At 69.5% G+C, this 24,749-nt stretch carries 20 protein-coding genes; 8 read left to right on the top strand and 12 right to left on the bottom strand.

Going from position 1 to position 24,749, the window contains the following annotated elements:
- Positions 1-163 precede the first annotated feature (163 nt).
- From E3328_RS16030 to E3328_RS16015, 4 genes are all read right to left on the bottom strand, one after another.
- Entirely contained in the window at positions 164-2,404 is a 2,241-nt protein-coding gene (locus tag E3328_RS16030) for an ABC transporter ATP-binding protein (RefSeq protein ID WP_135365617.1), read from the bottom strand.
- Positions 2,405-3,433, bottom strand: a complete 1,029-nt coding sequence (locus tag E3328_RS16025) for an ABC transporter permease (RefSeq protein WP_135365616.1) — start codon at positions 3,431-3,433, stop codon at positions 2,405-2,407. It lies immediately after the preceding gene.
- Positions 3,411-4,415, bottom strand: a complete 1,005-nt coding sequence (locus E3328_RS16020) for an ABC transporter permease (RefSeq protein WP_135365615.1) — start codon at positions 4,413-4,415, stop codon at positions 3,411-3,413. The genes E3328_RS16025 and E3328_RS16020 overlap by 23 nt, the downstream gene beginning before the upstream one ends.
- A gap of 114 nt (positions 4,416-4,529) precedes the next feature.
- The gene (locus E3328_RS16015; RefSeq protein WP_167837426.1) at positions 4,530-6,374 is read right to left on the bottom strand and encodes an ABC transporter substrate-binding protein; all 1,845 of its coding nucleotides are present in this window, start codon (positions 6,372-6,374) and stop codon (positions 4,530-4,532) included.
- A gap of 524 nt (positions 6,375-6,898) precedes the next feature.
- Between E3328_RS16015 and E3328_RS16005 the strand changes: the two genes are divergently transcribed.
- Positions 6,899-8,257, top strand: a complete 1,359-nt coding sequence (locus E3328_RS16005) for a DUF7405 family protein (RefSeq protein WP_135365614.1) — start codon at positions 6,899-6,901, stop codon at positions 8,255-8,257.
- Positions 8,254-9,975 carry a CRTAC1 family protein gene (locus E3328_RS16000; RefSeq protein WP_135365613.1) on the top strand — a complete coding sequence of 574 codons (1,722 nt, stop codon included), beginning with the start codon at positions 8,254-8,256 and terminating at the stop codon, positions 9,973-9,975. Before E3328_RS16005 ends, E3328_RS16000 begins: the two co-directional genes overlap by 4 nt.
- Positions 9,976-10,009: 34 nt before the next feature.
- Here the strand turns inward: E3328_RS16000 and E3328_RS15995 are convergent, their stop codons facing one another.
- The 3 genes from E3328_RS15995 to E3328_RS15985 all read right to left on the bottom strand — a co-directional run bounded on the left by E3328_RS15995 (position 10,010) and on the right by E3328_RS15985 (position 10,989).
- The gene (locus E3328_RS15995; protein WP_135365612.1) at positions 10,010-10,372 is read right to left on the bottom strand and encodes a hypothetical protein; all 363 of its coding nucleotides are present in this window, start codon (positions 10,370-10,372) and stop codon (positions 10,010-10,012) included.
- Positions 10,373-10,442: 70 nt separating this feature from the next.
- Positions 10,443-10,709 carry a type II toxin-antitoxin system RelE family toxin gene (locus E3328_RS15990; protein ID WP_135365611.1) on the bottom strand — a complete coding sequence of 89 codons (267 nt, stop codon included), beginning with the start codon at positions 10,707-10,709 and terminating at the stop codon, positions 10,443-10,445.
- Positions 10,702-10,989, bottom strand: a complete 288-nt coding sequence (locus E3328_RS15985) for a ribbon-helix-helix domain-containing protein (protein WP_135365610.1) — start codon at positions 10,987-10,989, stop codon at positions 10,702-10,704. The genes E3328_RS15990 and E3328_RS15985 overlap by 8 nt, the downstream gene beginning before the upstream one ends.
- 151 nt (positions 10,990-11,140) lie before the next feature.
- Here E3328_RS15985 and E3328_RS15980 point away from each other — a divergent pair, with 151 nt between their 5' ends.
- From E3328_RS15980 to E3328_RS15970, 3 genes are all read left to right on the top strand, one after another.
- On the top strand, positions 11,141-12,094 hold the full coding sequence (locus E3328_RS15980; protein WP_135365609.1) for a M48 family metallopeptidase: 954 nt from the start codon (positions 11,141-11,143) through the stop codon (positions 12,092-12,094).
- A 151-nt stretch (positions 12,095-12,245) separates the two neighbouring features.
- Positions 12,246-13,265, top strand: coding sequence for a type I glyceraldehyde-3-phosphate dehydrogenase (gene gap / locus E3328_RS15975; protein WP_135365608.1), 1,020 nt, complete (start codon positions 12,246-12,248; stop codon positions 13,263-13,265).
- Positions 13,266-13,325: 60 nt separating this feature from the next.
- A complete protein-coding gene (locus E3328_RS15970) occupies positions 13,326-14,540 on the top strand; it encodes a phosphoglycerate kinase (RefSeq protein WP_135365607.1) in 1,215 nt (404 codons plus the stop codon).
- A 285-nt stretch (positions 14,541-14,825) separates the two neighbouring features.
- On the opposite strand, the gene E3328_RS15965 is transcribed toward E3328_RS15970, so the two are convergent.
- Positions 14,826-15,662, bottom strand: coding sequence for an NAD-dependent epimerase/dehydratase family protein (locus tag E3328_RS15965; protein ID WP_135365606.1), 837 nt, complete (start codon positions 15,660-15,662; stop codon positions 14,826-14,828).
- Positions 15,663-15,786: 124 nt separating this feature from the next.
- On the opposite strand from E3328_RS15965, the gene E3328_RS15960 reads away from it, so the two are divergent.
- Positions 15,787-16,314 carry a metallophosphoesterase gene (locus tag E3328_RS15960; protein ID WP_135365605.1) on the top strand — a complete coding sequence of 176 codons (528 nt, stop codon included), beginning with the start codon at positions 15,787-15,789 and terminating at the stop codon, positions 16,312-16,314.
- A 21-nt stretch (positions 16,315-16,335) separates the two neighbouring features.
- On the opposite strand, the gene E3328_RS15955 is transcribed toward E3328_RS15960, so the two are convergent.
- The 3 genes from E3328_RS15955 to E3328_RS22760 form a co-directional block, all read right to left on the bottom strand.
- Positions 16,336-17,418, bottom strand: a complete 1,083-nt coding sequence (locus E3328_RS15955) for a type II glyceraldehyde-3-phosphate dehydrogenase (protein ID WP_135365604.1) — start codon at positions 17,416-17,418, stop codon at positions 16,336-16,338.
- Between the two features lie 144 nt (positions 17,419-17,562).
- Positions 17,563-18,567, bottom strand: coding sequence for a DUF7537 family lipoprotein (locus E3328_RS15950; RefSeq protein ID WP_135365603.1), 1,005 nt, complete (start codon positions 18,565-18,567; stop codon positions 17,563-17,565).
- Complete coding sequence (locus tag E3328_RS22760; RefSeq protein WP_135365602.1) at positions 18,564-19,442, bottom strand: DUF7537 family lipoprotein; 879 nt, start codon at positions 19,440-19,442, stop codon at positions 18,564-18,566. Before E3328_RS22760 ends, E3328_RS15950 begins: the two co-directional genes overlap by 4 nt.
- Before the next feature lie 142 nt (positions 19,443-19,584).
- Here E3328_RS22760 and E3328_RS15940 point away from each other — a divergent pair, with 142 nt between their 5' ends.
- Both E3328_RS15940 and E3328_RS15935 read left to right on the top strand, forming a co-directional pair.
- On the top strand, positions 19,585-20,328 hold the full coding sequence (locus tag E3328_RS15940; RefSeq protein ID WP_135365601.1) for a ribonuclease H-like domain-containing protein: 744 nt from the start codon (positions 19,585-19,587) through the stop codon (positions 20,326-20,328).
- A gap of 134 nt (positions 20,329-20,462) precedes the next feature.
- Positions 20,463-22,136, top strand: a complete 1,674-nt coding sequence (locus tag E3328_RS15935) for an aryl-sulfate sulfotransferase (protein WP_135365600.1) — start codon at positions 20,463-20,465, stop codon at positions 22,134-22,136.
- Positions 22,137-22,752: 616 nt separating this feature from the next.
- On the opposite strand, the gene E3328_RS15930 is transcribed toward E3328_RS15935, so the two are convergent.
- On the bottom strand, positions 22,753-24,696 hold the full coding sequence (locus tag E3328_RS15930) for an archaea-specific SMC-related protein (RefSeq protein WP_135365599.1): 1,944 nt from the start codon (positions 24,694-24,696) through the stop codon (positions 22,753-22,755).
- Between the last annotated feature and the right edge of the window lie 53 nt (positions 24,697-24,749).

Here is a 24,749-nt window from a genome sequence, read left to right as displayed (position 1 = left end):
GTTCGGACGTGTCGACCGACGGTATTCAAGCCCCCGGTTGCCGCCCGGGCGTCACGATACCGGGGCGGGGACAGCGCGCGATGGGACTCCGCGAGTGTGCGGCCCGAACGGCGAGCGTCCGCGAAAAATCGGCGGTGCGCTGGTCGGGCGGCCGCGGGCGCGGTCAGTCGCTGGCGCTCTCGGCGCCGAACTCGCCCGAGGTGGCGTCGGTGTCGAACTCCTCGTCGGGGCCGACCAGTTCGGCGCCCTCGAGGGGCTCGCTGTCCCAGTACTCGTGGTCGGGGTCCTCGCGGAAGCAGGCCGCGCCGCTGCCCTCGCCCTCCACGTCGTACAGCGGCGGTTTCTCCTCCGTGCAGGCCTCCCTGGCGACGGGACACCGGGTGTGGAACCGACAGCCCGACGGCGGGTCGACCGGGTCCGGCACGTCGATCGAGCGCATCGGCGGTTCGCCCGCCTCCACCGCGTCGAGCTGGAGCGACGGCGTCGCCCAGCGCAGTACCTTCGTGTAGGGGTGGCGCGGGTCCTGGATCAGCCGCTCGGCGGAGCCGATCTCGACGATCTCGCCGAGGTACATCACCGCGATGCGGCCGTCGCCGTGCTCGGTGAAGTAGCGGGCGTTCGAGAGGTCGTGGCTGATGAACAGGAACGAGGTGTCGAACACGTCCTGGAGTTCGAGCATGAGGTCCATCAGCTCGACGCGCAGACTCACGTCGACGGCGCTGATGGCCTCGTCGGCGAGGATCGCGTCGGGGTTCATCAGCAGCGCCCGCGTCAGCGCGACGCGCTGTTTCTCCCCGCCCGAGAGCTGGTGGGGGTACCGGTCGGCGAAGTCGTCCGGCGGGTTCATCCCCACGCGGTCCAAAAGCGAGTAGATCCGGTCGCGGCGCTCGTTGGGGTTGATGTTCGGGTGGGTATGGCGCAGCGGCTCCGAGAGGATGTCGACGATGCGGCGGTTCGGGTTGAGCGAGCTCCCCGGGTCCTGGTGGATGATCTGCAGCGCCTGGCGGATCTCGTCGTAGTCGATGTCGCCGTCGCCGTCCTTGGCCTCCCAGATGTCCTGGCCGCGGTACTTGACGCTGCCGCCGGTCGGCCGCTGGAGGCCGATGGCCGTCTTGCCCAGCGTCGTCTTCCCGCAGCCGGACTCGCCCAGCAGCGCGACCACGTCGTTCTCGTAGATGTCCAGGTCGACGCCGTCGACCGCCTTGACCACCTCGGGGTCGTCGCCGAAGAGGTCGAACAGGCCCTGGTCCTCCTCGAAGTGGACCTCGACGTCCTCGAGCGACAGCACCGCCTGTTCGTCGGTCCGCGCGGTCACGTCGCGGTCCGGGCTCGACTGGACCTCGGCGTCGGCCGTGCTCTCGCCGTAGTTGAGGGTGATTTCCTCGCGGGCCTGTTCCCAGTGGTGGCAGGCCGTCATGTGGTCCTCGCCGATCTCCTCGAGGGGCGGGTCGTCGCTGACACACTCCTCGGTCGCGAGCGGACACCGCGGGTGGAAGCTACACCCCTCCGGGACGTTGACCGGCGCGGGGCCCTCCCCCTCGATGGGCTGCATCTCGGACAGCGGCGCGTCGAGGTTCGGCGTCGCGTTCAGCAGCGCCCGCGTGTAGGGGTGGCCCGCGTCGGCGATGATCCGGTCGCGGGGACCCACCTCGACGAACTCGAACGCGTAGATGATGCTCATCCGGTCGGCCAGCGCCGTGATCAGCGGCAGGTCGTGCGTGATGAAGGCGAGCGTCAGGTCGTAGCTGTCCTGCAGGTCGTTCAGCAGCATCAGGATCGACCGCTGCATCAGCAGGTCCAGCGCGGCCGTCGGCTCGTCCATCACCAGCACTTCGGGTTCGAGCACCAGCGACAGCGCGATCAGCGCGCGCTGCTGCATGCCGCCGGACAGCTCGTGGGGGTAGGCGTCGAGCACGCGCTCCGGTTCGAGGTACAGGTCCTCGAGCAGCTCGCGCGCGAAGGCCATCCCCTCGTCGACGTTGGCGTCGTGGGCCTTCAGCGTCTCCTTGAAGTGGGTCCCGACCTTCATCGTCGGGTTGAACGAGGACATCGCCCCCTGGAAGACCATCGAGATCTCCTCCCAGCGGAACTGTCGCAGCTCCTCGTCGCTCTGTTCGAGCACGTCGATCGTTCGGCCGTCCTCGGCGTGGTAGAGGATCTCGCCGGTGAGCACCCCGGGGTCGGGGATCGAGTCCAGCAGCGCCGAGGCGAACATCGACTTGCCCGAGCCGGACTCGCCGACGATACCGAGCACCTCGTCGCGCTCGATGTCGAGGCTCACGTCGTCGAGGACGTAGGTGTCGCCGCCGTCGAAGGTCACCTTCGCGTCGGTGACCTCGACGATCGGGTCCTCGACCGTGGACTGTACCGCCGCGTTCGCCGTGGATCGTTGGTCGGTTGCCATCTAGATCATCCCCTTCGTCGTCGTCTCGTCGCCCTCCGCGGTCGATTCGGACTCGCCGGCCATCCGGGTGCGGACCCGCGGGTTGAACACCCGGTCGAGGCCCTGACCCATGAGGATCAGCGCCAGCGCCAGACCGACGATGAAGATCATCGGCGCGATCAGCCAGTGAGCGGCCTCCGGGACGAACAGCGCGCCGTTCTCCTGGGCCCGCGCCAGCGTCACGCCCCACGTCGGGTCGCTGTAGGGCAACACGCCCAGGAAGTACAGCCCGACCGAGGCGAAGATGGTGTAGCGGGCGGCGAACACGAAGTTCACCGTCACGTACGGCATCAGGTTGGGGATCACGTCCTTCCGGAGGATCCGGAACGTGCCGGTCCCCATCGTCCGGGACGCCTCGACGTAGCTGTCCTCGCGGATGGTCAGCACCTGCGAGCGCAGCGACCGGCCGAGGCCGGCCCAGTAGTTGATCGTCAGGATGACGCCGACGAAGATCGGGTTCTCCGGGCTGAACGTGATCGCGAGGATGATCACCAGGGGGAGCCCGGGGATCGCCATGAAGAAGTCCGAGATGGACATCAGCACGTTGTCGACCCGGCCGCCCTTGTACCCCGCGAGCGTCCCGACGATGACCGCGAGGCCGGTCGCCCAGACGCCGCCGGCCAGCACCATCAGCAGGATGTCCGGCGTCGCGTGGACGAGCTCCGCGGTCAGGTCGACGCCCGAGGAGGTCGTCCCGAGCGGGTACGACCAGTTCTCGAACATGCCGATCAGCCGCGGCGCCTGGCTCGTCGAGGGCTCGCGCCACAGCCCGAGGACGGAGACCCCCGCGATCGCCAGGTAGACGGTGAGCAACAGGAGTCCGACGCGGGTCCGCAGGTCGGCCCAGGCGACGATGGCGGGCTCGTAGATGCTCCGCTCGTAGAACTCGCGGAGCCGGTCCCCTCTCGTCATGTCCGTGCCGGTACTCTCGCTCTGCCAGTCGAGCCCCTCCGTGGGGGAGTCGGATTCAGTATGCTTCACTGGAATCACCCGAACTGATCCGCGGGTCGATCAGGCTGTAGGTCAGGTCGGCGATGTACACGCCGATGACCAGCGCCACCGTGATGACGAGGAAGGTCCCCATCATCATCGGGTAGTCGTTGGAGTTGACGGCGTCGAGCAGGTACAGCCCCAGGCCCGGATAGTTGAAGATCTGTTCGAGGATCACGGTGCCGCCCAGCCGGAAGCCGAGCAGCAGCAGGAACCCGGTGTACATCGGCAGGATGGCGTTGCGCGCGACGTACCGGAGCGCGATCCGACCGTCGGAGAGGCCCCGGAGCCTGGCGACCTCGACGAAGTCCTCGCCGAGCACCTGGATGCTGTTGCCGCGCATCGCGAGCGCCTGCCCGCCGATCCCCACGATCGTGTACGACAGGATGGGCAGGGCGCCGTAGCGGAGGACGCTGATCGCGTAGTCCAGGCTCCAGTGGTTCTCGATGTTGGGGTTGGCCGTCCCCGACGCGGGCAACAGCCCCCAGCGGTACGACACGAACAGCAACAGCAGGATCGCGGCCACGTAGAACGGGATCGACATCCCCACGATCGACAGCGACGAGGTGATGGTGTCGAACTTCGACCCCTCCCAGTAGGCCTGGACCGCCCCCAGAACGATCCCGATCGCGAACATGAGTATCGTCGACATGACGACGACGAATATCGTCCACGGCGCCGCCTCGGCCACCACTGCCGCGACGGGTTCGCTGTACTGGATCGAGGTGCCCAGGTCGAGCTGGGCCGCCGAGATCATGTAGTCGATGTACTGTTGCCACAGCGGCGCGTCCGGCCGGACGTTCTGCAGGTTCGCGATCTGCTCGTTGACCTGCTCGGCTGGGACACCCTGTCGTTGCAGTTGCACGCGGAGTTGCGTGAACGGTCCTCCCGGGAGCAGACGGATCAGCCCGAAGGTGAGCGACATGACCCCGAAGATCGTGACGAACACCCGTGCTGTCCGTCGCACGTAGTAGTTAACCATGCGTCTTGTTAGCGGTATTTACAGCCAGTACCCTAAGGTCTAACGACTCGCATCGCCAGAAACGGTTCGGTCAGTGACCGGTCGGTTCGTCCGTCCGGATGGTCGTGGAGCGCGTTACTCCTGGGCGGTCAGCTTGCCCTCGCGCGGCCACCAGAACGGGGGCCACTTGATACCGCGAGCGGGGTCGCCCTCCTCGATGGAGATGTTCCACTCGTCGGTGGTGACCCACGACTGCTCGAACTTCGAGACCAGCGAGAGCATCGGCAGGTCGTAGTTGTTGTGCCAGGCGGCCTCCTGGACGATCGGCCGCGCTCCCTCGGTGGTCGGCTTGGTCGCGATCTCCTCGACCTTCTCGAGCGGGTTGAGCGTCATCTCGCCGTCGCCGCTCATGGCCGGGATGGTCTGCTCGGACTCGGCGTCGTAGTTGTGTCCGCCGTTGAGCGCGTCCAGGGCGATCTGGTGGCGCAGCGGGAAGTACGGGAACGACGACCGCGCCTGGCCGGGCAGCCAGTAGAAGGTGCCGACCTGGAAGTTCCCGTCGATGAACGCGCCCTGCCAGTCACTGGTGGGCCGCGTCGCGACCGACATGTCGAAGCCGAACTCGTTGAGGCGGTCGACGATGGTCTCGGTCATCGTCGTGAAGTCGGTCCACCCGCCGGGACTGAGGTAGTCGGCGCTGACGGGCTCGCCGTCGGGGCTCGTCCACGTGCCGTTCTGCTTCGAGTAGCCCGCGTCCTCGAGGATCTGGGTCGCCTCCTCGGTGTTGGTCGAGCCGACGCCGTAGTCCTCGAAGTTGCTCTTGGTGTCGCCGAGCCAGGCGTCGATGTCCTTGGGCGCGATCCCGCAGGGGACCGACGCCGGGAACTTCGTTCGCGGGCCCGCGTTCGCGACGAGCTCCTCGCGGTTGACGATGTGGGCGATCGCCTGGCGGACCGCGCGGTCGCCGAAGATGGGGTCGTCGTGGTTGAAGATCATCCCGTAGCCCCACTTGGCCGGGATGGTCTGGATCTCCATGACGTAGTCCTGGAAGGAGTTGACCGTCTCCGGCGCGGCGAACATGCTCCAGACGCTGTCGAAGCGCTTGCCGCCGGTGGTGAAGTCCTGCTGGGGCGCCGAGGCCTCCTGGTAGGAGTCGAACCGGTAGGTCGAGAAGTTGACGTTGTCGATGCTGTGGAACTCCTCGTTGCGCTCGAAGTTCCACTGCTGCTGGTTCTTGTCGACGTAGGCCCAGGCACCGCTCGTGATGACCTCGGTGTCGCTGGACTCCCACTGCCAGGTCTGGATCTCGGAGGCGTCGGCGTCGAGGAACTGCTCGAAGGCCGCGGCCGGCGTGTCGATCCACATGTTCCCCAGCTGGTGTTTGACCATCACGGGGTTGGTCGGGCCCGTGAGGTTCAGCTGGTAGGTGTAGTCGTCGACGACCTCGGTGCTCTCGACGTAGCCCCAGATCGCGCTGCCGACCTTCTCGAGGATCTGGAACTGCACGTCGATGTCCTCGGTGGTCACGTCGCTGCCGTCGGACCACGAGAGGTCCTCGCGGAAGGTCAGTGTGACCGTGTCCTCCTCGAACTCCCAGTCGTCCAGCGCCGCGAGCTGGAACTCCTGGGTCTCGAAGGAGTACGCGGCGTAGCGGTCGAACGCCAGCCGCCGCGCGGGCTCGGAGGAGATCTGCGTGTTGTGCGTGTTCAGCGTCCGGTTGGTCGGGTCGGCCTGGAGACCGCTCGCGTGGGTCTGGTCGACGACGTTGGTGCTACCACCGTCACCGCCGTCGCCGCCGTCTCCGCCGTCGCCGCCGTCTCCACCGTCGCCGCCGTCTCCGCCGTCGGATCCGGACCCGTCGGTCGGTGTTCCGCCCCCGCCACCACACCCTGCGAGTGCAGCGGCACCGGAGGCCCCTGCGAGTGTCAGGAACTTCCGGCGGTCTACGACATCGCTGTACTCATTGGTACTGTCAGACATGCCTCTGGTTGGTATACAATAACAGGTAATAAATGTTTTGGAAGGGGTCGAACCTGTCCGGCCGATTTCAGTCTCCGGTCGGGCGGGGAAACGGGCACACGACCCTTCAATACCCCCGAAATCGGGGTTTCGGTCGTCGAGTGCTCGACGCCGCCGGGACCACTGCCCGCACGACCCGTTTCACTGCCCCCCGTCGCCCCTGTTTCGGAGAACGGAACCCGATCGACGCCGCTCCCGCGCTCCCGGTCCGTATCCTACACCGATTATCATCGGAATTCCGCGCCGCGAAGGCCGGCAGTCCGGGACTGGGGGACCCGACCGACAGTCCCGTCCCAAAACAGACGTTCATCATAACCGAACAAAGTCTCGGCGGTGGATAACGAAAGTTTCGCCGACGCGCTCGCGCGCGAGCGCTCCCGGAGCCACCAGTTCGAGTCGGACCGGCGTCAGCGCCCGCGGGACGTGCCGCTGGGCGTGATCGTTCGTGGAAGGGTTTTTCACCCGGAGCGACTAACCTCGTGCAAATGTCACCGGACAGCGAGCGCGGTATCGGCCGCCGCGAGTTCGTCGCGGCCGCCGTCGCCATCGGTGGGGCGAGCGCGCTCTCGGCGTGTCAGGAACGGGAACGGGAGCTGGTGGGGACCGCCTCCGACACCGCCGGGGGCGGCGGGGGTGCCGACGGGACCCCGACCGGGACGGACACGGCGTTCGACCTGTCGGTCCCGTCGGGGAACCCCGACGCCCTCTCGGAGCGCCAGCACGCCTGGAACTACGCGGTCGTCCACGACGCCCACGGCAACACCGTCATCCCGCAACAACAGCTGATCCTCGGGCTCTCCTACGAGGGGTCGACGCCGCCGACCGAGGCCGAGCGCGAGCGGGTCGAGGGCGCCCTGCGGACGCTCGAAGAAGCCTTCCAGTGGGGCACCGGCGGGAACCCATCGGCGTCGTTCACCCAGGGACTGCTCTTCATGATCGGCTACTCCGCCAGCTACTTCGAGCGGACCGGCGACGTTCCGAAGCAACTGGTCCCGGCCGAGGACGTGCTCCGCGAGGTCGGCGAGGACCCCGCGAAGGCCGACGACTTCGACGCCGTCCTGCTCATGAACAGCGACATCGGTTCGGTCGTCATGGCCGCCGAGGCGGCGCTGTTCGGCGAGATCGAGACGGTCAACGGCGTCGAGGTGACCGACACCCTCGAAGGGGTGTTCTCCAAGACGGCCCGCCGAACGGGGATGGTCGGCAAGGGCATCCCCGCGGACGTGCTGGACAACGAGGAGATTCCGGAGTCGGCCCCGCTGTCGATGGGGTTCAAGTCCGGCTACCGCGACAGCCAGCCCTCCGAGGACCGGATCACCATCCGCGAGGGGCCCTTCGCCGGCGGGACGACGATGGCCGTCTCCCGGCTGGGCATCGACCTCGACCGCTGGTACGACCAGCCCCACGAGGAGCGGGCCGCCGAGATGTTCTGTCCCGCCCACGACACCGACGAGATCGGCGAGATCGGCGAGAAGCTCGGCGCCGAGAGCGGGATCACCGAGGAAAACGCCCACAGCGTCGAGGAGTTCGCCGAGGAGTACGGCCGCGTCGGCCACACGCAGAAGGTCGCCCGCGCGCGCGACGACGAGTTCGTGCCGACGATCCTCCGGCGCTCGGAGGGGGTCGCCACCGACACGGACCGGACGGAGTTCAACTTCACCGGCCTCCAGCGCCACGTCGAGGACTTCGTCGAGACCCGCAAGGCGATGAACCCCGACCAGTACGACGACGACTTGCCGGCCGACGACCACGGCATCATCGACTACCTGGAGACGCTCAACCGCGCGACGCTGCTCGTGCCGCCGCGTCCCCAGCGCGCGCTCCCGACGGGGACCGACACATGACAGGGAACTCGCTCCGGCGGGCCCTCCTCACCGTCGCCGTCGCGGCGGCGCTCGTCGTCTCCGGCTGCTCGGCCGCCCCCGGTTTCTTCGACGGCGGGGACGACGAGACGGCGAGCGCCGAGATCGGGTTCGTCGACGCCACCGACGAGGCCGGCCTCGCGTACAACGGGACCGGCACCGGCGCCGCGGGCAACGGCAACAACGGCGTCTTCGTCGCCGACATCGACAACGACGGCTGGCAGGACCTGCTCGCCGTCGGCGGCGAGCGCCCCGCCCTCTTCCGCAACACCGGTGGCGCCTTCGAACGCACGGGCGAACTCTCGGGGCTCGACCGCGAGTTCAAGAGCGCCGCGTTCGTCGACTACGACGGCGACGGCTGGCGCGACCTGATCCTGCTCGCCAAGGACGGCCCCGCGGTCGCCTTCCACAACGACGGGGGAAGCTTCGAGCGGACCGACATCGGCCTCGGCAACTTCACGCACCCGCTCGGGGCGGCCGCCGCCGACTACGACGGCGACGGCGACCGCGACCTGTTCGTCTACCAGTCGGGCGACTGGGCCGACGACCGCCCGGCCGGGTACTTCTCGACCAACAAGTCCGTCGAAGACGACAACGGCAACCCCAACGTCCTCTTCGAGAACACCGGCGAGTCGGGCGCCGACCGCTTCGAGCGGGTCGACGGGACGGGCATCACCGGTGACCGCTGGAGCCTCGCCGCCAGTTTCGTCGACCTGACCGGCGACGGTCGCCCCGACATCCACGTCGCCAACGACTACAACAACGACACCGTCTACCTCAACCAGGGGGACGGCACCTTCCGGCAGATCCAGCTCGGCGGCGCCACCGCCCGCAACGGCATGGCCTCGGAGATAACGGACGTGAACGGCGACGGCCGCCCGGACGTGTTCGTCACCAACATCGACATCCCGGCCTCCCGGGAGACGCTCTCGCCCGACCGCTACGAGCGGCTCGAGCGGTTCCTCCAGTACGTCATCCACTCCGGCCGGACGAAGGGCAACACCATGCTCGTCAACCAGGGGAACGGCGAGTTCGTCGACCGCGCCGACGCCTACGGCGTCCGCGAGGGCGGCTGGGGGTGGGCCGCCAGTGTGACCGACCTCGACAACGACGGGGATCGGGACCTGTTCCACACCACCCAGACGGTCGTCGCGCTCAACCAGTCCGACCCGGTCTTCACGCTCCCGATGGTCTGGGAGCGCGGCGGCGACAACTTCACCCGCCTCGACGCCTCCGAGCGAGGCCTCCGCGAGCAGGACGGCCGCGGGATGGTCACCGTCGACTACGACCGCGACGGCGACCGGGACGTGATCATCGCCGACTACCACGGCCCCTACGCCGTCTACGAGAACACCGTCCGGTCGCCCGACACTGACAGGGGAACCAACGCGTCGGCGCCCGCCGGCGCCGTCCAGTTCGAGATCGTCGACGGCGAGGGCGCGGTCGCCATCGGCGCCAACGCGACCGTCACCGTCGACGGCCGGGAGACGGCCGTCTGGCAGAACTCCCGGAGCGACTTCATCTCGCAGGGCTCGCCGGTCACCCACGTCGGGCTCGGCGACGCCGAGGGGGCGACCGTCGACGTGACCTGGCCCGACGGGACCGAGCGGACGGTCGAACTCGACGCCGACCGCCGCTACCGGGTCGGTCCCGACAGTATCGAGGTCGTCGCCAACTTCACCAGCGCGGACCCGGGCTGACGACAGTTCCGAGCCGTTCGGCCCGTCTCCCGTTTCAGACCCGCTCGCTGTGCATGATCACGTCGTCGCCCCGTCCGGGACTCCAGACGATCCGGACGATCGACCCCTCGCTCGCCTGGACGACCGTACTCTCGGACTCGGTCACGGGGTCGCTCCAGTCGGTCGCCCGCCGGTAGCTCTCGACGCGCACGGTGAGGTCGTCGGTCCGCACCGGCTGGCCGCCGGCGTGGGTGATCCGGACGGCCGTGTCGTTGACCCGCTCGACCGTCCAGTTCGCGTCGGGCGCCTCGGTCCCCCCGCTCCCGCCCGCGATGTTGAGCCCGACCACCACCAGCCCGCCGACCACGGCCACCACGATGGCCGCCCCGACCAGGTTCAGCATCGTGTCCCCGTCCATGCGCGCTACGTGGACGCCGAGCGGTATGAGCGTGTGGGCTCTCGGAGCATCCTGTTCGGTTTTTGGCCGATCAATCGTCGTCACCGCGATACGCGTCGTCACCGCGTTTCCGGATCCGCAGGACGTAGAGGATATCTTCGGTGCGGTCAGCCCGACATCCGAGCCGAAACGGGCCGACGCGGAGCTTCTGGTGGGGGGCGCCCTGTAGCGGTTCGAGATGTTCGGGCGGTTCTCGCCACTGATCCGTCACGATCTCGTCGAGTTTGCTGGCGACCCGGTCGAGCGCGTCGAAGTCCCGCCGTGCCGTGTCGGTGAGTTCCCAGTCCCACTCACTCATCGCTGTCGCGCGTCGTCCCGTCGAGACCGTACTCGGCCTTCACCTCGTCGCTGCTGTGCGTTCGCCCCTCACGGATCTCCGCTTCGCTGGTGAGCATCGCTTTCAGGTCGGCGCGGTTGAACTCGGGATGTTTGAGCGCGTCGCGGAGCACGGACCGGACGAACTCGCTCCGGCTGTTGAAGCCGTGTTCCTCCCACGTCGCGTCGACGTCCTCCAGAAACGTCTCCGTCATCCGGATGTTCACGGTCTTCTTCTCGGGCGAGGATTCCGCTTCTGCCATACTTCGTGTTGAATTTGTGTGTGGATAAGCGTTACGTCGGTGTCGTTCTCCCGTACCGAGCGTCACAATTCGGGGCAACAGACGCGTCGTTCGCACCGGACCGGCCCCGTCGCTGGCAAGCGTTTTGGGGCACCCGCACCGACGATCAGGTATGCGCTGGGTGCTCCGCGGGCTGATGGTCGTCGTCGGCGTGCTGACGCTGGCGGTGTACCTGGCCGGGGCCTACCTCGTCTACGAGCTGGCGCGGGCCGTCTGGGCGGTCAGGCCGCCGCTGTCGACGCTGGCGCTGTACCTGGCGGTCCTGACGGTCGTGTTCGCCTTCGTCAGCTACCGGGTCGGCACCGCCCAGATCCTCCGGAGCCTGCGGGTGTGGGAACTGCCGGAGGGGCGGGCGCCGACCCTCTACCGGCGGCTGGCCGGGTTCAGCGACGAGATGGGCATCGAGCGACCGGACGTGCTGGTCGCGGAGATGGGCAAGCCCAACGCGCTGGCGCTGGGCGGGGGGTTCGGCCCCGGCCACGTCGTCGTCGACCGGCGGCTGTTCTCGCTGCTGACCTTCGACGAGCTGTCGGCGATCCTCGCCCACGAACTGGCCCACATCGAGCGCAAGGACAGCCTGGTCCAGACGTTCGGCTACAGCGTGTTGCAGACGCTGTCGGGGGTGGCGGTCCTGGCCCTCGCGCCGGTGTTGCTCGTCGTCGCGGGGCTCGGCCGCGGCGTGGCGTGGATCCGCGGGCGGCCGGAGGCGTGGACGCGGACGGTCCCCGGCAAACTCCAGCGGGCGGTCGTCGGGGCGGTGTCGCTGGTCTTCTTCGCGCTGACGCTGGCGCTGCTGGCCCACTCCCGACGGCGGGAGTTCGCGGCGGACGACCGCGCGGCCGAAGTGACGGGCGACCCGCTGGCGCTGGCGCGGGCGCTCCGGAAGATCGAACGCGCGAGCGAGGGGCCGTGGTCGCTGCTCTCCCCGCTGTACGTCAACGGCGAGGAGGAGGGGCCGCTGACGCGGATGCTGTCGACCCACCCGGCGACCGACGAGCGGGTCGAACGCCTCCGCGAGCGGGCCGAACGCGACCGGCGGATCCGGGTCGAACGCGGCCGGCCCTGACGAGCACGTCACGGACGGCTCGGTCCGGGGCCGTCGCGAACGTTCCGGGCGGCTGCGGCGGCCGGGACCGCGGCGTTCGCCGGTGAACGGACGCGCCGCGTGTTCCGTATTCGAAAACCCTATACTCGTCTCGGGCGACAGTGCATTCAGCATGAGTGAATCCGACGAGGGGACCGTGCGTATCGGTCTGAACGGCTTCGGCCGCATCGGACGCAACGTCTTCCGCGCGTCGCTCGGGGACCCGCGCGTGGAGGTCGTCGGCATCAACGACGTGATGGACGACGACGACATGGAGTACCTCGCGAAGTACGACACGGTGATGGGGACGCTCGACGGCGTGACCCTCGACGAGGGCGTCATGACCGTCGACGGCACGGACTTCGGCGCCTCGGTCCACGGGGAGACCGACCCCGCCGAGCTCCCGTGGGACGAGCTGGACGTGGACGTGGCCTTCGAGGCGACCGGCATCTTCCGCAACTACGACGACGCGAGCAAGCACCTCGACGCCGGGGCGGACAAGGTCGTCATCTCCGCGCCGCCGAAGGGCGAGAAGCCGGTCAAGCAGATCGTCTACGGCGTCAACCACGACGAGTACGACGGCGAGGACGTGGTCTCGAACGCTTCCTGCACCACGAACTCCATCACCCCCGTCGCGAAGGTGCTCCACGAGCGGTTCGGCATCGAGGCCGGCCAGCTGACGACCGTTCACGCCTACACCGGCTCGCAGAACCTCGTCGACGGCCCCAAGTCGAAGACCCGCCGGGGCCGCGCGGCCGCCGAGAACATCGTCCCGACCTCGACCGGCGCCGCCCAGGCCGCCACCGAGGTCCTGCCGGAGCTGGAGGGGCGACTCGACGGCATGGCCATCCGCGTCCCGGTCCCCAACGGCTCGATCACCGAGTTCGTCGTCGACCTGAACGAGGAGGTCACGGAGACCGACGTGAACGACGCCTTCCGCGAGGCCGCCGCGGGCGAGCTGGCGGGCGTGCTCGGGGTCACCGACGACGAGGTCGTCTCGACGGACATCCAGGGGACGCCCTACTCCTCGCAGGTCGACCTCCAGTCGACCAACGTCGTCAACGGCATGACGAAGGTCCTCACCTGGTACGACAACGAGTTCGGCTTCTCCAACCGGATGCTCGACGTGGCCGAGTTCGTCACCGACTACTGACTCCCGGCGAGCGAACGGACGGGTTTTTTCTCGCCGCCGGGCGACGGATCGAACACACCAATGGCCTCGTTCAAGACGCTCGACGACCTCGGAGACGGACAGCGCGTGCTCGTGCGGCTCGACCTGAACTCCCCCGTGGAGGACGGCGAGGTGCAGGACAACCGCCGGTTCTCCCGCCACGCCGAGACCGTGCGCGAACTCGCGGAGCGCGACTGCGCGGTCGTCTGCATGGCCCACCAGGGCCGCCCCGGCCGGGACACGTTCGTCTCGCTCGAACAGCACGCCGACATCCTGGGACGGCACGTCGGGAAACCGGTCGAGTTCGTCCCCGACACCTTCGGTGACCGGGCGATCTCGGCGATCAACGACCTCGAAGGCGGGGAGATCCTCCTGCTGGAGAACACGCGGATGTGCGACGAGGAACTGCCCGAGGAGTCCCCCACGGAGAAGGCCGAGACGGAGTTCGTGCGCGCGCTGGCGCCGGAGTTCGACGCCTACGTCAACGACGCCTACTCGGCGGCCCACCGCAGCCACGCCTCGCTCGTGGGGTTCCCGCTGGCGCTGCCCGCGTACGCGGGTCGGGTCATGGAGGCCGAGTACGAGGCCAACACGGCCATCGCCGAGCGGGAGTTCGAGGGGAACGTGACGATGGTCGTCGGGGGGACGAAAGCCTCCGACGTGATCGACGTGATGACCGCCCTGGAGGACAAGGTCGACACGTTCCTGCTCGGCGGCATCGCGGGCGAACTGTTCCTCCGGGCGACGGACGTGCCCGTCGGGCGCGACATCGAGGGGATGGATCTCTTCGACGACCAGTGGGCGGAAAACGAGACGACGATCCGGAGTCTCCTCGACGACTACGGCGACCAGATCCGGCTGGCGCTCGACCTGGCCTTCGAGGACGAGGACGGCGAGCGGTCGGAGATCGAGGTGCTCGACATCGAGGAGAAAGACCGGGCGTTCCTCGACGTGGGGTCGAACACCGTCTCGGAGTACGCCGCCGTGATCGAGAGTTCGGAGGCCGTCTTCGTCAAGGGGGCGCTCGGGCTGTTCGAGGACGAGCGGTTCGCCGACGGGACCGTCGGCGTCCTCGAAGCCATCGCCGAGACGGACTGTTTCTCGGTCGTCGGCGGCGGCGACACCTCGCGGGCCATCGAGATGTACGGGATGAGCGAGGACGACTTCGGGCACGTCTCGATCGCCGGCGGCGCGTACATCCGCGCGCTGACGGGCGAGCGGCTGGTCGGCGTCGAGGTCCTGCGCGAAGGGGAGTGACCGGCGTCAGGCCCGGCGACACCAGGCGTGGCGCGCGGTCCAGTCGTCGGCGGGCGGGTCCGCGCTGACGACCCGCCCACCCGAACCCCCTTCCGGTGGCGTGCCATCCCGTTGACCCTCCCCGGTGAGCCGTGCGTGCCGCCGCGTCCAGTCGCCGCCGATCTCTCCCATGTACCCCGCTCGGTCCGCGGCAATAAATTTCTTTCTCCAGTACGTGAAATAAAGTAACTCGGCGGCGAGTTAATCTCTCGGGCGAGAGGGTCGCACGGGCCGTGGTCCCGGCGGTCAGGAGGGCGGGGCGTCCCACTCGTCGGCGGAGTCGCGGGGGTCGTAGCCGAGCACGTCGCGGGCGTGGTCGATGTCGAACCATCGGTTCTCGTTGTCGCTGACGCCGTAGAACACGTCGAACTCGACGGAGCCGTCCGCGAGACACCGCTCGACCATGTGGGCGATGTCCCGGCGGGACTGCCACATGCAGCGCATCCGGGCGACCTGCTCGTCGTAGGCCGCCGAGTCGGGTTCGAAGCGCCCCTGGTCGACCCCGCGCTGGGCGTCGCCGTAGGGGTGGTCGTACTCGGGGTCGCGGACCGCGCAGATCCGGAGGGCGTACACCGCCAGGTCGCTCGCCTCCGCGGCGAGCCGGCCCAGCCCCTCGCCGTAGACCTTCTCGACGCCGTACATCGAGTCCGGCCGCGGCTGGACGGCGTGGTCGACCTCGAACTCCGACCCGTAGTAGATGTCCGGCGCGTTCTCGATCTCGTACATCCCGACGGCGTGGTTCGAGGAGGCGTAGACGAGGGTGTCCAGCCCCGTCTCGATGGCCGCCTCGTAGACGCTGGCGTGCAGGCGCAGATTTTCGAGGTGTTCGTCGCTCCAGACGACGGTCTGGTCGGAGGTGCCGCCGACCTCCATGGGGACCCGCGCGAGGTGGACGACGGCGTCGGCGTCGGCCACGTGCTCGCGGACGACGGCCGCGTCGGTCGCGTCCGCGACGACAGATTCCACGTCGTCGTCGGGGTGTTCTTCCACGTCGAGGCTGGTGAACGAGTGCTCGCCGTCGCCGAGGTGGTCGGTGATCGCCGTGCCGATGGTGCCCGCGCCGCCCGTGATGAGTACGTCCATGCGGGCCGTTCGACGCGGGCGCTCTTGAACCCGCGCCTCCCGGAAGCGGCGCCGGGGGACGGCGACGCTCCGGGACGCGGCGCCGAGGGACACGTTGATTGTCCGTCCGCGGGAACGACCGGGCATGCGACTCGGCATCGTCTCAGACACGCACGACGACCTCGACGCCGTCGAGGCGGCCGTCGAGACCTTCGAGCGCGAGGACTGCGACGCCGTCGTCCACTGCGGCGACATCGTGGCACCGTTCTCGGCGACGCCGTTCGCCGCCGGCTTCGAGTTCCACGCGGTCCGGGGCAACAACGACGGCGAGTGGGCGCTGGCCGACACCGTCGACGACTTCGGCACCTACCACGGCGAGACGGCCGAGCTGACGTTCGACGGACGGGAGATCGTCGTCTACCACGGGACCAGCGGCGCGGTCGTCGACGCCCTGGTCGAGTGCGGCCGCTACGACTACGTGCTGCACGGCCACACCCACGAGTTCGTCCACGAGACCTACGAGGACACGGTCCGGATCAACCCCGGCGGCGTCCCCTTCGAGGGCGCGCCCGGCCCCCACTACGCCGTCGTCCTCGACACGGGGTCCGATCGGGTCGTCGACGCCGGGTCCGACGACCTCGAACGGTTCACGCTGTCGGACGGGGTCGAATAGGAGAGCAGGAAAACGGCGGCGTCAATCGTCGTCGAGCGCGCCGTCGGCGACGGCGGGCGAGCGGGCGGGGTCGCGGAGCGACCCGCCGATCCCCCCGTCGAGACCGAGCGCGTCCTCGGTGAGTGTCGTGCTCTCCTCGCGGTCGGCGGTGTCGGCGACGGCGCGGACGGCGTCGACGTTCTCCGGCACCACGTCGGCCTCCTGGTGGATGGCCTGGAAGAGGTAGAGGTCGCGGCCCTCGACGGTCACCGACTCGCCCCAGATGCAGTTCTCCCAGCAGTCCCCGCGGGGGCGGCCGGCGTCCCGGGCGAACTCCTTGAGCTTGCCGGCGCCGTCGATGTCCAGTTCCGGCGGGAGGACGGCGAGCCGCGACTCCGCGCCGAGCAGCTCGCGGACCGACTCGGCGTCGGCCTCGCTCTCCAGCGTCACGTTGACCGAGTGGGTGTGCATCAGCGTCGCGGGCACCTTCATGCCCATCGTGTCCACGTCCAGGTCCGGGAAGACCGTGTTCAGGTCGGGGCCGTGGTGGGAGGGGATCTCGACGGGGTCGGGCAGCGTGTCGTTGATCGGGCCGCGGTCGGTCTGGCCGGGGTCGCCGCCGCGGCGGACGAGCGTGACGCGGGCCTTCTCGATCCCGTACTCCTCCGCGATGGGCGCGAACAGCCGCGAGAGCCCGGTCGTGTTGCAGGAGACGACACGGACGTAGTCGGCGCCCCGGGCGGCCTCGTAGCTGGCGCGGGCGTTGAAGCTCACCTCGGCCACGTCGGCGTCCTCGCCGCCCTGGAAGACGGCGGGCGTGTCGTGCTCGCGGTAGAGCTCGGCGTTCTCGGCGCCGATCCCGGCCGGCGTGGCGTCGACCACCACGTCGCTCTCGGCGACGAGCTCGTCGACGGTGCCCACCGTGTCGAAGCCGGCCGCGGCGAAGGCGTCCGTGCGGTCGCCGTCGACCGCGTAGAGGGGATACCCCCGTTCGAGCGCGACCTTCGCCTCGAAGTTCGGGCTGGTCTTGGCGACGCCGGCGACCGCCATGTCCGGCTGGGCCCGTATCGCGTCCGCGACACGCTTGCCGATTGTGCCGTACCCGTTGACGCCGACCTGTATCATACCTCCCGGTTCGCCGGCGACGGGCATAATTCTTTTCACGACATTTTCCGAGAAATTAACTCGGAATCGAAAAAGGGATTTCGGGAAGAGCGTCGCTGACGCGCGTATTGAGAGGGTATGACACGGGGGTGGGTAGCGAGGCGGTCAGCCGCCGGCGGAGACGTTGGCGGCCGTCTCGGGCGGGACGCGAGCGGGGTCTGCGGTGGGCGTCGGCGAGGGGCTGGCTGTCGGCGGCGGTCCGGCGGTCCCCGAGGGGGTGACGGTCGACGAGGGGGCGGCCGTCGCCGACCGGTCGGTCGCGGCGTCGGGGACCCACCCGGGGCGGTCGACCGTCGTCTCGCCGACGCGGTCGTAGGTGTAGCGCCACTCGACGGCGATCCGCTCGTCGACGTTGCGGAGGACGAACTCGTAGTGGACCGCGCGGACGTACCCCTCGGGGGCGACCCACAGCGTCGCCCGGAAGTCGTGGACCGCGTAGGCGCTGTAGGTCTCGGGGATCTCCGGCGGGACGTGGTCGGAGACGATCCGCGCGTACGTGCGGCCGTCCCTGGTCACCGCGTCGACCGAGTCGTACCCCGTCTCGACGAAGGCGAGCACCTCGAAGGAGACGGCCTCGGCGTACCGCTCGCCCGCCGGGCCGGTCGACCGCACCGTCGCGGGCGACACCGCGGTCCCGTCCGGGGCGACGACGCGGCGGTAGGCGCCGTCGCGGTCGCCGTAGGTGAGCGTCAGGTTCGTGCCGCCGTCCTCGTTGCGGACCAGGAAGCTCCCGTCGGGTCCGACGGCGATCCGCCGGTCGTACTCCCGGGTGATCGCCCCGTCCCCGCCCGCGGTGCGACGCTCCCACGACAGGGTGTAGGAGTGCGACGACAGGTAGTCGACGTGCGCGGCGTACAGCCCGGTGGCGTTGACCGTCCCGCCGGCCGAGACGGCCGGGAACGCCCCCAGCCGCTCCCCGGGCGTCGACGGCGCGGGCGTGTCGGTCGGTCCCGGGTCCGGCACGGGCGCGGGCGTGACTGTGTCCGCGGGCGTGGGCTCGCCGCCGCCCGCGAGCGCGCTACAGCCCGCGAGGACCACGAGGAGAGTCGTGGCGACCAGCAGCGCGCTCCCGCGCACTCCGTCGCGGTCCGCTCCGGCCAGCGGGCTCACCGCTCGCTCCCTCCCTCGGTCGCGGTCGCGGACGACGCGCTCGTGGTCGGCACCGATGCGGTCGCGGTCGCCGTCCCGCCCGGCGGGGCGACCCAGTCGGGCCGGGACACGTCCGTCTCGCCGACGCCGCGGTACGCCGAGCGCAGCGACACCGCGACCTCGTCGCCCCGGAGCGCGTACTCGTACTCGACGACGACCGCCCGCACGAGCCCCCCGGTGGTCACGTACGCGGTCGCGGTGTAGTCGGTGATCCGCTGTTTCGCGTGGCCGTCGGTGATGGTCGACGGCGGGGCGGTCACGTGGAGGCGGTAGTAGGTCCGGCCGTCCCGCTCGACCGTCGAGACCGAGGCGCCGTCGACCGGGAAGTAGCGGCCGAGCGTCTGGCCCGTCCGCAGGTAGTGTCGGTGGTCGGGGTCGCCGCCGCCGACGCGGTACCCCGAGCCGTTCGCCAGCGAACTCCGGACGTAGCGGCCGGTGTCGTCGGCGTAGACGGCCCCGCCCGTCGTCCCGGTCATCCGGCGGGTGAGCAGATACGAGCCGTCCTCGTCGACCCGCAGCCGGCGCTCGGCGATGTCGACGGTGGCGTCGGCCGTCCCGTCGCCCGACGGGCGGACGGTGCGGCTGTAGTTCAGCCGCCAGCGGAACGACCGGCCGTCGAGGGCCGCGAGGTGCGCCCGCGTCAGCGCGCCGGGCGAGACGCTCCCGTTCGGCGCGATCCCGGGCGGCGGCGTCGGCGTCGTCGCGGGCGTGTCGGTCTGGACCGGCATCGGCGTCACGGTGTCGGCGGGCGTCGGCCCCGCGTCGCCGGGGGCGAGGGCGCTACACCCCGCCAGCGTCACCGCGAGCACCGCGACCAGCGCGAGCCGTCGGACCATTGGCGGACGTTAGGACGAGACGCACATAAGGGGCGCGACGAGGTGCGGGTCGGCCGGACAGCCGCGCCGCGAGCGCGGCACTCGCGCGGGGTCGCCGGTCGCTCCCGAAAGGGACAAGGCGGCCGGGACGAACCTGTGGGGTGTGCGAATCGAGAACAGCTTCATCCCGGTCGACGGCGTGGGCGAGCGGACCGAGCGGTCGCTGTGGGAGGCCGGAGTCACCCACTGGGACGCGTTCGACCCGTCGGCCGTCGGCGCCCGGCAGGCCGAGAACATCGAGTCGTTCGTCGCGACGGCCGCCGAGCGCTTAGACGACGGCGACGCCGCGTTCTTCCGCGAGCGGTTCCCCTCCGGCAGCCACTGGCGCTGTTACGAGAACTTCCGCGAGGAGGCCTGCTTCCTCGACATCGAGACGACGGGGCTCGACCAGCAACGCGACGACGTGACGGTCGTCGGCCTGCACACCCCCGGCGAGACCGAGACGCTGGTCGCCGGCCGAGACCTGACCGCCGACCGCCTCCAGCGCCGGCTCGACGACGCGAACCTGCTCGTGACGTTCAACGGCAAGCGCTTCGACGTGCCCTTCCTCGAGTCGGCGTTCGGCGTGGACGTGGACGTGCCGCACGTCGACCTGATGTACCCCTGCCGGCGGCTGGGGCTGACCGGCGGGCTGAAGGCCGTCGAGCGGGAGACGGGCATCGACCGCGACCGGCCGGACCTGTCGGGCGAGGACGCCGTCCGGCTGTGGCGCGAGTACGAGCGGGGCGACGACTCGGCGCTGGAGACGCTGGTGTCGTACAACCGCGACGACACGGAGAACCTCCGCGCGCTCGCCGACCGCGTGACCGACCGCCTCGACAGCGACGTGTTCGTCGGCCGGGAGTAAGCCGGCCGTTCGCCGCCCCGGGGAGTGGGGCGCCGCGCGGGGAGTGCGGTTCCACCGGAGCGCACCCGGCGAATGTGACCGGCTCGCAAGCGGGATCTAAAGAAACTTAACGGTTCATTACGCACGTGAGGGACATGGACGGCCCCTCCAAACGACTCGCTCGCGCGCTGCTGGCCGCCGTGCTGGTCCTCGCGGCGGGAGCGGTCGCGAGCAGCTACGCGACGGCGGAGCCGAACGTCGCGCGCACACACGGGTCGCTCGCCGGCGCCGACGACCCCTCCGCGCTCGCCGGCGCCGACGGGTCCCCCGCACCCGGCGCGACCGGCGTCGCGAGTCCCGAAGCGTCGCCCACCGAGGTCTCGCCGGGCCCCGACGGCGCCGGCCTCACCGACCCCGGCGGGTCGCCGGACGGCGCGGCAAGCGACGCCGACGGCCCCGCCCTCGTCGACCCCGCCGAACACGACCACGACGACCTGACCGTCGTCGGCACGCAGGGGTTCTACGCCTCCGACGAGCAGGCCGAGCTGGTCGCGTTCGACCGCTCGGGCGAGGTCGCCTACTACGAGGACGACTACCGCGTGTACTTCGACGTCGACCCCGTCGAGGGGCAGCCCTACACCGTCGAGTACCTCGCCGCCGAACACCGCGACGGCGAGGCCTGTGCGAACGTCAGCACCGAGCGCTGCACGTACAACGTCTTCGAGCGCGTGAACATGACCACCGGCGAGACCCGGACCGTCTACGGCGAGCTCACGCCGAAGATCTACTCCGGGCGCTGGCACGACGTCGACCGGATCAACGACACCCACGTCGCCGTCGCGGACATTCTCCGGGACAGCGTCCGCGTGGTGAACGCGACGACCGACGAGACCGTCTACGAGTGGAACGCCTCCTCGTACTTCGACCCCGACGCCGGCGGGGCGGCCGGCGACTGGACGCACATCAACGACGTGGAGGTGCTGGCCGACGGCCGACTGATGGTCAGCGTCCGCAACATGGACCGGGTCGTGTTCGTCGAGCCCGGCGAGGGCGTCGACCCCGACTGGACGCTCGGCGAGGAGGACAACTACGACATCCTCTACGAGCAGCACAACCCCGACTACATCCCGCCCGAGCGGGGCGGCCCCGCCATCACCGTCGCCGACTCCGAGAACAACCGCGTGCTGGAGTACCAGCGGGTCGACCCGGAGACGGGCGAGGCGACGACGGCGGCCGACGGCGAGTGGCGCCGCTCGTGGGGCTGGCGGGACAGCCGCGTCCAGTGGCCCCGCGACGCCGACCGGCTCCCGAACGACAACACGCTGGTCGTCGACACGCACGGCGACCGGATCGCCGAGGTCGCGCCCAACGGGAGCGTGGTCTGGGACGTCACCGTCGGGATGCCCTACGACGTCGAGCGGCTGGGCACCGGCGACGAGAGCACGGGCGGGTACAGCATGCGGTCGATCCGCGACGACCGCGGCACGACCGCCGGCGGGTCCGGCGCCCGGTCGGGCGTCGGCGTCCCCCTGGTCCAGCCGGCCAGCGAGGACATCGACCCCGGCGCCGTCCCGCCCGCCGGCCGCATCACCCACCCCGACCGCGGCCCCGCCGAGACCGTCTGGGTCGCGCTCAAGGAGCTGACGCCGAGCCTCGTGGTCAACGGGATGCTGTACGCCGCCCCCTCCTGGGTCCGGTTCACCGACCTGGCGTTCGGCGCCCTCGCCCTCCTGACCGGCCTCACCTGGGCGGGGACGGAACTCTACTGGTCGCGGTACGCCCCGTTCGCAGCCCTCCGTCGACGGCTCCGGCGCGCCCGCCGGTCCTGACGCCACACCGTTCCTCCCTCCGCTCGACGCGACGCCCGGGAGCCCGTCACCCATCCTCCGACCGCCCGACGCGACACTCGCGTCCGTCCCTTCTCCGACCGCCCGACGCGACACTCCCGGCCGCGTCCTTTCTCCGCCCGCCCGCGATCGGGAGCCGTCCGTACCGCACGGTCCCGCCGGTCGTATCCGTCTTACAGAATACTACGCGATCTGTTCGTTCCGATGAAGTACGCATTCTTCGCTTTTTTCGAAAGGGTCGTTCAGCGATTCGAAACGCGGGTTCAAGGTCCGTACGCCGTGCCGTACGGCGATCTCCAGTTCCGGTACGGTCGGCGGGACCGCCGACAGGTCGGCCCGCGAGGATAGTCGAAGTGCCGAAATTTCGCTCCTGTGTGCTTTTCACGTATGATGTCTCCGGATCGGACCCCGTTCGCCGTGCAGGGGCTCCGCGGTCCCACATCCTAACAGAATTAGTATATAACGACAGAAGTCTATGATCACAAATATTCACTACGGTTCGAGTAAACATCTCCGGTGAGCGGTCGGAGCCGGTTCGGCGAGCCGTCGTCGGGCGGGACGGGAGCGAGTGCGGGGGCGGAGACCGGACGGGTCGGGTTCAGACCTCGGTGACGCGCTGGTAGCCGTCGTCGAGCGCCTGGGCGTCCTCCTCGAGGAGGGCGACGACGACGTACTCGGCGTACTCGGCGACGTAGTCGACGAGACGGGCGATGCGGTCGGAGTCGATCGCCTCGATCGAGTCCAGCAGGAGGAACGGACAGGTCTCGTACACGTCGTGGGTGAGGTAGCCGGCGAGCGCGAAGATGAGCCCCGTCACCTCGCGCTCGGACTCGCTGAGGTGGTCGATGGAGTCCTCGTAGGTCGTCCCGTCCTCGGTGCTCCGGACGACGTGGAGGTCGAAGACCGACTTCTCGACGCGCCGGCGCCCCTCCTTGACGCGCTCCTGTTTGCGCTCGATCCAGATCCGTTCGAGGTTCTCGTAGCCGAGCATCTCCAGCACCGACTCCATGTGCTCGTTGAACTGCTCGACCGCCTCCGTCTCGATGCGGTCGATCCGGGTGCGCAGGTCCTCGATCCGGTCCTGGATCTCCTCGCGTTCGGCCTTCAGGTCCTCCCGGCGGTCCAGCTCCGCCTCGATGCGCTCGATCTCCTCGGAGACCTCCTCCAGTTCGTCCTGCCGGCGCCCGATCTCGAACTCCAGTTCGTTGGCCTCGCGGTGGAGGTCCAGCAGGTCGCTCTGGGTCTCGTCCTGGAGCTCGTTGACCTCCGCCTCCAGCTCGTCGATGCGCTCCTCCAGCCGGTCGCGCTCGTCCTCGAGGTCCGCGACGCGCTCGCGGCGCTGGGCGAGCTCCGACTCGGCGCGCTGGCGGCGGTCCTCGAGCTGGGAGCGCTGGCGCTTCTGCTCCTGGTAGGTCGCCTTCTCGGTCTTCAGGTCGTCGATCTCCGACTGCAGGTCCTGCCGCTCCGAGAGCTTCGACTGGCGCAGCTCGCGGATGCGGTCGAGGGTCTCCTCCACGTCCGCCTGGTCGACCTCGCTCCCGCAGGTCCAGCAGACCACCCGGTCGTCGACGAGCCGCTCGGTCAGGTCCTCGGCGTCGTCCTCCCCCCGTAGCGCGGCGACCACGTCCGAGCTCGTCCCCTCCAGCATCTCCTCGTTGAACTGGATCACCTTCTGGAGCTCGTTGACCGTCGAGTCCAGCGTCTGGCGCTGGTCGCGCAGCCGGCCGATGCGGTCCTCGACCTCGCTCACGTCGCCCGACACCTCCTCGGGGAGGTCCTCCAGCTCCGACTCGACCTCCTCGATCTCCGACTCCAGCGCGTCGATGCTCTCGCGCTCGCTGTCGAGGTTGTAGCGCACGTCCTCCAGGTCCGAGCGGGCCTCCCGGAACGACTCCAGCGCGTCCTCGAGTTCGGCCTTCTGGTCGCGTGTCGTCCCCAGGTCCTGGTCGGCGTCGTCGATCTGCTCTTTCTTCTCGGCGAGCTCCTCGCGCTTGTCCTCGATCTCCGCTTCGAGGTCCTGGCGGCGCTCCTCCAGCTCCGGGAGGGAGCTGCGCAGCGACTGGAGGTCGTCGAGCCGCTGCTCCAGTTCGTCGCGCTCGCTCTGCAGCTCGTCGATCTCCGACTCGATCGCGGCCGTGTCCACCGGCCGCATGATGAGCTCGCGGAGGTTCTCCGTGCGCTCGACGGCCCGGCGGGCCTCGTTGGACTCCAGCAGGAAGACGAAGAGGTCGGCGATCTCGGAGTCGTCCAGGTAGGGGTCGCCGTCCGTGACCACGGTCCCGTTCTGGCGGGTGAGCGTCCGCGTGTACGTCTCGTCGCCGACGGTCAGCTCGACGCGCCCCTCGTCGGCGTCGCCCTTGAGCGAGACGTTGTCGCTCCCGAGCCCCGCCATGATGGCCTGTAACAGCGACGTGCGGTTCGTCGCGTTGCGGCCCGTGAGGATCGTCACGCCCGCCGAAAACGACACCTCGGTCCTGTCGATCCCGCCGACGTTCTCCACGGTAACGTCTACCGGCTTTGCCTTGCTATCAGTCGCTCCCATGTGTACCGGTGGCCGTCAGTGGCGGATAAAAGTACTGCATCGCCGCTCGCGTT

The sequence above is a fragment of the Halosimplex halophilum genome, from assembly GCF_004698125.1.
GTDB lineage: Archaea > Halobacteriota > Halobacteria > Halobacteriales > Haloarculaceae > Halosimplex > Halosimplex halophilum.
This window is presented reverse-complemented; position numbering and strand designations above follow the sequence as displayed.